This window comes from Campylobacter aviculae, from assembly GCF_005406215.1.
GTDB lineage: Bacteria > Campylobacterota > Campylobacteria > Campylobacterales > Campylobacteraceae > Campylobacter_D > Campylobacter_D aviculae.
Genome location: NZ_NXMA01000023.1, coordinates 1 through 7,839 on the forward strand (window position 1 = coordinate 1; position 7,839 = coordinate 7,839).

Consider the following 7,839-nt stretch of genomic DNA (forward strand, 5'->3'; position numbering starts at 1 on the left):
TTTATTTTTAGATATAAAAGATTTTGGAAGCTCTTTTATTGATGCGAGTAAAGCCTTTGAAACTGCAAAAACACAACTGGCTTTCATTACAGCAACCACACATGCAAACGTAGATGCTACAGGTAAAGCAATTTCGCAACTTCAAAAGTGGCAAGCCGCTACAAAAAGCAGTGAAAAAACCTTTAAAGAATTTAATGATTTGCATACTAAAACGGGTTATTCTTTAAGCGAACTTTCAAGTATGTTTCAATCTTTTGCTTCTACAGCCTTAAATAATATGAATTTTGATGAAGCTAAAAAAGCTTTTGAAAGTATTATGATAGCAACTTCAAATACTTCCATGAGCACAGAGCAACTTTCAATGACTATGGATAGCTTAGGAGCGGGTGTATTTAGTGCAAGCGGCGATTTAAGACGCTTTGCTGAAAGCTTAGGAATTACAAACGATGCAATGGCCAAGGCAAAGAAAAATGGAAAACTTTATGATCTTTTCATAGAAAAAACAAAAGAGCTTACAAGATATACAGACTACACCACCCAAACCTATGAAAAACAAATGCAAAAATTTGAAGCCAATATCCAAATGCTACAAGCTGAACTTTCAAAACCTATTTTTGATACTCTTAAAAACTCACTCATTGATATAAATACTTATATCAAAGATAATGAGAAAGAGATAAAAGATTTAATGAAAACATTAAGCAATATTACTCCTATAGTAATAAATTTAGGATTGGCTTTTGCAGGATTAAAAATAATCAACATTCTAACTAAAGGATATTATGATTTTAAATTAGCGATTATAGAAAGTACAAATGCACTTTATAAACAAAGAGTTCAAATGCTTTCTAATACTCAAAGCATTAGTGAAATAAATAAAAAGACTTTACTCTTAAGTGAGGGTTTTAGGAAATTAAGTGTTCTTGCAAAAAGTGCTATACCATTAATTTTAATAGATAGACTTTTAAACGTGGAAAACTCATTAGAAAAAGCTTACGAAAAAACAGACAAGCTTACTTCAGCTTTTAAAAGAAAAGTGGGTTTTATGGATAAAGATGAGTTAAAAAAATACAAAGATGAACTTGAAAAAGAGATTGATAGTATCCGAAAAATGCATTTGAATAAAAAGTCAAAACGATCTAGTCTTAGCTTTAGAAATTAATAAAAACAATCAAGAAAAAATTAAAGAACTTACACAAAGACATGAGCTAGAACTCAAAGCCTTAAATGAAAGCAATAATCAAAAGAATCAGATCAAAGAAAGGATACATTATGTTAAAGAATATATCTACAAAAGCAATGAAAATAATCTTACTAAGCTTTTTAACAATGTTATTGATAGGTTGTGGGACGACAACACAACAAGTAGTAAGCAAAATACAAATTCAAAAAGTGAAAATTCCAAAAGAACTACTAACCCTAAGCCCCCTTGAAAAACCACAAGTAAAAAATGAACTTGATATCATAAATGCTTATTCTTTGCTTTTTTATAAATATAAGCAGTGTGAGATACAAATAAATAAGATTAGGGAGTTGAATGAGGATTGATCCTCATTATATCCAATCAAAAACTTCTGTTTTATGTTTTTCATATTCAGCTTCAGTGATAACACCTCTTTCTCTTAATCTTACTAAAAAATCTATATCTCTCATTCTAGACATTTTTTGTTCTCTTTTGTAAGGTTTTTTAACTGCGATATATAAAATCCATACAAATACTCCTAAAAGAAAAGCACCGATACCCCACCATAAGCCACTCATATTTCTTTGCTTTGCGTCTCCAGCAATTTCAATTGCTCCAATAAAATTAATAATAAAATAAGCCAAACCTAAAAATTCCATTTTTACTCCTTTTAATTTAAATAATTTAAAAAAGCTTATTTTATTTTTTTTAATTTACAATAAAACAATTTATATTAATTTTAATATCCAGCTAGATTTTATTTTAGGGAATTTGTATAAAAAAAGTAATGGTGCCCAAGGTCGGATATTAAAAAATATTAACAAATATTTACATATTAAGTATTTCATTTTTTTTAGTAACCCACTTAGTAACCCATATAAAAAATAATTTTTCTAAAATTAAAATCCGATTAAAATAAATATGTTTTTTATTGCTTAAAATCCGATGAAAAACAATAGCTTAAATTATTAAAATCCGATGAAATTGAATAGGATAAATCTTACCAATTAGCTTTTACGAATAGGTTTTTAGAAAAAGTTATCAAAGTATTTTTTTAAACTTTAGTTTCTTAGTAAGAGCAATAAGTGTTCCATAAATAATTAAAAGTTTATATTAGATTAATATTTTTATTAGTTTTTTTATTTTAAAATTATCAATCTAAGAAGAACTTTTTTAAGCTGCCTTTCAATTTATCAAAGAATACAAGATGTTTAACAAAGATGATATTATTAACAATGCAATCCCTGTAAAAACTTTTGCAACTAATATAGGTTTGTATGACAATTTTTACAGAAATGTAAATGATATTAGAAGTGGTTTTAAAATTAAACAAGTAGGGAGCAATTATTTTGTTTTGCTACCTGAATGGTTTGTTAGATTGTTAGAGATTAACTATGATTGCTATGTAATAAAACCTTATGAAAGCTTTGATTATGAATTTAAAGTAAAGATTACCAAAAAAACAGAAATAGGATTTTATAAAAAATGATAGCTTACAAGCTTTGCAAGTGTGGAAAAAGGATAGAAACACACATAAGAAAATGTGAAGAATGCAACAAAGCTTATAAAAAAACTATAAATAAGAATTATGATTTATTTAAAAGAAACAAAGAGAGTGCAAAATTTTACAATAGTTCAGAATGGAGAAAGTTAAGATCAATTTTTATAAATAAAAATCCTTTTTGTTTTCATTGTGGAAAACTTGCTGAAATTGTAGATCATATCATTCCAATTAGGCAGGGTGGCGATAAGTTAAATCAAAACAATCTTCAAAGTCTATGCATAAAATGCCATAATGAAAAAACTAAAAAAGAGCTTAAGGGGTAGGGGGTATTAATCTCTACGAAGCCAAAAAAAATACACCGAAACGGCAGACTTGAAAAAATGCGAGCCGTTTTTTTACATAACGTTGAACTTGACTAACAAATTAACGAATAAAAATTCTTTCAATCCCTTAAAAATCTTTATTTTTTATCAATAGTTTTTTTCAAAAAATTCAAAAAAAGCTTAATTTTTTATTTCTATTTGACTAACACACACTTTAACGCCTCAAACTTTTTTTAAAATTTAAACAAAAAAGGTTATTAAATGTCAAAAGAATTTTTAAATATCGATGAGGTTTTGCAAATACTCAATATCAAATCCAAAGAATATTTAAGCCGCTATTTAAAGAAAAATGGTGTTAAGGTTTTTAAAGGAAAAGCTAAACCTTATCCAAAAGATGAGATTTTAAGACTAGCCAAAAAAAGACAAGAAGAAAATCATCATAATTCTAAACAAAACAAGGTAATTTTATATATCGATGATAATACTATCAAAGAAAAATCAAAGCAGACTAAAAAAACACAGGAACAAATCACACCTCAAAAAAAATTAAATTTAAGCGATATCGAGCAAGAATTAACGCAAAAAACTATTAATGAATTAGAAAATTTAGGGATTTATGATCCTTTAGAGAATGATATCATCAAGGTTTATGCTAAAAATCTTATTTTGTTTGAATGTTCCAGTAAAGAGATAGAAAATAAAGGTTTTTATGTTACAAGTGATAAAGGAACACCTATAATTTCACCCGAATTTGCCGCTTTTAATTCTTTAACAAAAAACATTATAGGATTAGCAAAAAATTTAGGAATTGGAGCACCAAATAGAGTAAGAGTAAATCCAAAAGAAAACAAACAAAATTCAACTTTTGATATTCTTTTAAACGAGACGGAAAATGAATGAAATCAAATTAAGAACAAGAGAAAACATACTAGAATACGCAAAAAAATACATAAAAATAAAAAATAATGAATTTCAAAACTCACCCTTTTATATTGATGAAAAAACCGCACTAAACGCCGTTTTATTTATTTCGCTTTTAAAACATACCGATGGAGATCTTGCAGGTAAGCCTTTTCAACTTTTAGATTTTCAAATCGAGTTTATTATAGATATTATCGCTACTTATTCTAAAGAGAAAAAAGCAAGGCGTTATTCTTATGCTTTGCTTTTTATACCGCGTAAAAATGGTAAAACAGAGCTTATAGGTGCTATTTTACTTTATTTTCTTTTTATAGATAAAGAAAAAGGTAAAAAAATATATTGCGCGGCAAATGAAACCGAACAAGCAAAATTAGTTTTTAACGCTGCCTCTTCTATGGTGAGTCAAGAGAAAGAACTTAACGAAATTTGCCATCAATACAAAACCTATAGAGAAATACGCAAAAAAAATGCTAAATTTGAAGATTTTATCAAGGTATTAACGGCATCAAGCGAGACAAAAGATGGTTTAAGACCCTATGTTTTTATTTATGATGAGCTTCACGCTGCAAAGGATGGAAGTTTGTATAAAGTTTTAGAAGAAGGCACAGCAAGCAGATCTAATTCGCTTTGCATAGTCATTTCAACTGCAGGTTATAATCAAAACGGAGAAATGAAAAAGCAATATGATTATTGTAAAAAAGTCCAAAGTGGGATCATAAATGATCCTTCAACTTATGCCAAAATTTACGAACCTGATAAAAATGATGATTGGCAAGATGAGAAAACTTGGATCAAAGTAAATCCCGCTTTGGGTTATGGAGTAAAGATTGAAAAATTAAGAGAATATTTCGAAAAAGCAAAAAATAATGCAGAGGATGAGGTGAGTTTTAAAACAAAACATTTAAATATTTGGACTTCAAATGCGGGAGCTTTTGTAAAAGATGATGATTTTATAAAGTGCAATTTAGGAGAACTTGATTTAAGCAAAGATGTTTATTTAGGAATAGATCTTTCAGCAACCACTGACTTAACTGCTCTTGCTATGATTTGTGAAGTGAATAAAATTTTACACATAGATTTTAAATTTTACGCTCCAGAGCTTAGTGCAAGAGAACGAAGCAGAAGAGATAAAGTCCCTTATTTAGAATGGGCAAAGCAAGGGTTTTTAACCCTAACACCTGGTAATAGTGTCGATTATGATTATTTGATTGAGGATATCATAGCTTTAAATAAAGCACTTAAAATTAAAATGATAGGTTATGATCCATGGAATTCTCACGAGGTAGCTAAAAAGCTAGGCGAAGAAAATCTAGAATGCGTTCAAATAAGACAAGGTTTTGCTACCATCAGCGAACCTTTAAAAGAATATCAAATTAGAGTTTTAAAACAAACTTTAAATCATAATGCAAACCCTATTTTAAGATGGTGTAACTCAAATTTAGTCGTAGATAAAGACGCAAGAGAAAACATAAAACCTGATAAGAAAAGATCAAGTGAAAGAATAGATGCAATTTCAGCCTTAGTAACTGCAATAGCAACTAAAAACAGCATAGAAAAACCAAAAATAAATGTTTATGAAACAAGAGGTATAAGGTTTTTGTAGATTAATCAATTTGGAAGTAAAAATAGGTAAAATTATATTTTTCAAGGAGTTTATTTGATGAATTATGATGATAAATTTGATAAATGGAACAATGAAAAGAAAAAACTACAAACAAGAGAAAATAAACAAGTAAGCATCGGAAAGATTTATTGGGTTAGTATAGGACAAAATATAGGCAGTGAAGTTTTTGGAAAACAAAATGAATTTAAAAGACCGGTTTTAGTTTTAAATAAAATATACATTAAGGATTATATTAATCTTTTTGTTGGTATTCCACTTACAAGCAAAACAGAAAATAAAACAGGTTTTCTTTATCATCATTTTACCGATAGTAAAAATAGAAAGCAAGTTGCTTTATTATCGCAAATAAGAACCTTTGATACAAAAAGAATAATAAGTTTTTATAATGGAAAAATTAAAAAAGAAGATTTAAAAACAATAAGAGAAAAAATAAATAAGATAATATCCCCGCACTAAGACGGGGTAACCCACATTGTGAGCCAAATCTCCTTCATCAGAAGAAGTCTAAAACCTTGCTTTAAAGTTTTACAATTCTTATGATTACTCAATTATAACATTTTTTTTCTAAAACGCACTTTAACGCCTCAAACTTTTTTTAAAATATGCAAAAAAGTAAAAGGTTTTTTACATGTTTGATAAATTAAGATCATTATTTTTAAAAAAGCAAAAAAGAGGCGATGAGCTTGTAAATGGAATTGATTTTTTATTGAACGACAAAATAAAAGCTGAGGAGCTTTCAGCAGTCATTGCTGCGATTTCAAACATAAGCGAAACCATAGCATGTCTTCCTTTAAATTTATATCAAAAAACAAGTGATGGATCAAAACTTGCTACAAATCATCCCTTGTTTCATCTTATAAAAATAGCACCCAATGAAAACATGACACCTTTTACGCTTTTTGAAGCTTTTATGGTACAAATGCTGATTTATGGAAATGGCTTTTTATATCCACTTAGAAAAAGAAATGGACAAATTCATTCCATAGAGCTTTTAGAACACAAAGACATAAACCTTTTTAAACAAAACGGAAAGTATTATTATCAAGCTTATTCTAATAATAAAAGCATAGTGTTAAATTACGATGAGGTTGTCAATGTTCCTTATCATACAAAAGATGGTGTTTTAGGTATAGCGCCCCTTAGAAAAAGTAAAAATACCGCTGAACTTGCATCAGCTATAGAGCAACACGGCTTAAGCTTTTTTAAAAATGGAAGTTTTACAAGTGGGGTGATTTCCATTCCAACAGAATTAAGCGATGAAGCTTATCAAAGACTAAAAACCTCATTTAAAGAAAATTACAATCAAAAAAAGGCTTACAATATATCCATTTTAGAAAGCGGAGCTACTTACGCACAAACCACAAGTGCAAATAAAGATAGTCAATTTATAGAAAGCAAACAATTTCAAGTGATAGAAATTGCAAGGCTTTTTAATATCCCACCTCACAAGCTAGGCGATCTTTCAAGAGCAACCTTTTCAAATATCGAGCAACAAGAAACCAATTATATGGTGCAAACCATCACTCCTTTAACTACTAAGATAGAACAAGCCTTAAATCGTTTTTTATTGAGTAAAGAGGAGTGGGGCAGATTTTATTTTAAATTCAATATCAATGCCATTTTAAGAGCTGATAGTTCTTCAAGATGGGAAAGTTACACCAAAGCTTTAAGTAATGGTGTGATGAGTATAAATGAAGTAAGAGCCTTAGAAGAAATGAACCCAATCGATAATGGAAACGATCATCTTATCCCGCTTAATCTTTCTAAGATAGATCAAAAAGACACTCAAAAGGAAAAAGATAATGCTTAAAGTAGAAGGTTTAAATGAATTAATGCAAGGTTTAGCAAATATAAATAAAAAAGCTTTACCTAATGCTGCTAAAAAATCCGCTTTAGAAGTTGCCAAAGAAATCACCAAAGAATATAAACGCAATATCCCAAAAAAAACAGGACTTCTAAGACAAAGTGCTAGAGCGGTTTCAAGCTATATTTTACAAAAAGGCGTCTATCGTGCTGCTTGCGTTGTTTTTAGGATGAAAAAAGTATCTCAAAAACGTTATGAAAAACTGACAAAAAAGAAAAAATGGACACAAGAAAAGAAAAACGATAAAAAACAAAGAATGGAGTATTTCGCAAGTGCTTATTATGCTAGGTTTATAGAATATGGTTTTTATCATAAAGGCGGGATAAAAAAGAGCCAAAAAGGCAAAACCAACACAAGTGGTAAAACAACCTTTGTAAAAGGAACTTATACCATGCAAAATGCAAGAGATAAAGTAGATTT

The 7,839-nt window shown here is 28.7% G+C and carries 9 protein-coding genes and 2 pseudogenes; 10 read left to right on the forward strand and 1 reads right to left on the reverse strand.

Features of this window, described 5'->3' with window-relative positions; genetic code table 11:
- The 3 genes and pseudogenes from CQA76_RS09275 to lysC all read left to right on the forward strand — a co-directional run.
- Positions 1–1,162, forward strand: a pseudogene (locus CQA76_RS09275) (hypothetical protein); the annotation flags it as partial.
- Positions 1,125–1,433 (forward strand): annotated as a pseudogene (locus CQA76_RS09280) (hypothetical protein); the annotation flags it as partial. The pseudogenes CQA76_RS09275 and CQA76_RS09280, both read left to right, overlap by 38 nt.
- Entirely contained in the window at positions 1,330–1,548 is a 219-nt protein-coding gene (gene lysC / locus CQA76_RS08430; RefSeq protein ID WP_137622956.1) for an Rz1-like lysis system protein LysC, read from the forward strand. The pseudogene CQA76_RS09280 and the gene lysC, both read left to right, overlap by 104 nt.
- 6 nt (positions 1,549–1,554) lie before the next feature.
- On the opposite strand, the gene CQA76_RS08435 is transcribed toward lysC, so the two are convergent.
- Positions 1,555–1,842 carry a hypothetical protein gene (locus CQA76_RS08435; RefSeq protein ID WP_137622948.1) on the reverse strand — a complete coding sequence of 96 codons (288 nt, stop codon included), beginning with the start codon at positions 1,840–1,842 and terminating at the stop codon, positions 1,555–1,557.
- A 548-nt stretch (positions 1,843–2,390) separates the two neighbouring features.
- Here CQA76_RS08435 and CQA76_RS08440 point away from each other — a divergent pair.
- From CQA76_RS08440 to CQA76_RS08470, 7 genes are all read left to right on the forward strand, one after another.
- Positions 2,391–2,672 carry a hypothetical protein gene (locus CQA76_RS08440; RefSeq protein WP_137622949.1) on the forward strand — a complete coding sequence of 94 codons (282 nt, stop codon included), beginning with the start codon at positions 2,391–2,393 and terminating at the stop codon, positions 2,670–2,672.
- The gene (locus CQA76_RS08445) at positions 2,669–3,010 is read left to right on the forward strand and encodes an HNH endonuclease (protein WP_137622950.1); all 342 of its coding nucleotides are present in this window, start codon (positions 2,669–2,671) and stop codon (positions 3,008–3,010) included. The genes CQA76_RS08440 and CQA76_RS08445 overlap by 4 nt, the downstream gene beginning before the upstream one ends.
- 261 nt (positions 3,011–3,271) lie before the next feature.
- A complete protein-coding gene (locus CQA76_RS08450; protein ID WP_137622951.1) occupies positions 3,272–3,910 on the forward strand; it encodes a P27 family phage terminase small subunit in 639 nt (212 codons plus the stop codon).
- Positions 3,903–5,534: a terminase large subunit gene (locus tag CQA76_RS08455; RefSeq protein WP_137622952.1), complete on the forward strand. Its 1,632-nt coding sequence runs from the start codon at positions 3,903–3,905 to the stop codon at positions 5,532–5,534. The genes CQA76_RS08450 and CQA76_RS08455 overlap by 8 nt, the downstream gene beginning before the upstream one ends.
- A 54-nt stretch (positions 5,535–5,588) precedes the next feature.
- Entirely contained in the window at positions 5,589–6,011 is a 423-nt protein-coding gene (locus CQA76_RS08460; RefSeq protein ID WP_137622953.1) for a type II toxin-antitoxin system PemK/MazF family toxin, read from the forward strand.
- A gap of 172 nt (positions 6,012–6,183) precedes the next feature.
- Entirely contained in the window at positions 6,184–7,365 is a 1,182-nt protein-coding gene (locus tag CQA76_RS08465; protein WP_137622954.1) for a phage portal protein, read from the forward strand.
- Positions 7,358–7,839: HK97 gp10 family phage protein (locus tag CQA76_RS08470; RefSeq protein WP_137622955.1), on the forward strand; the 482-nt coding region annotated here is incomplete at its 3' end. The genes CQA76_RS08465 and CQA76_RS08470, both read left to right, overlap by 8 nt.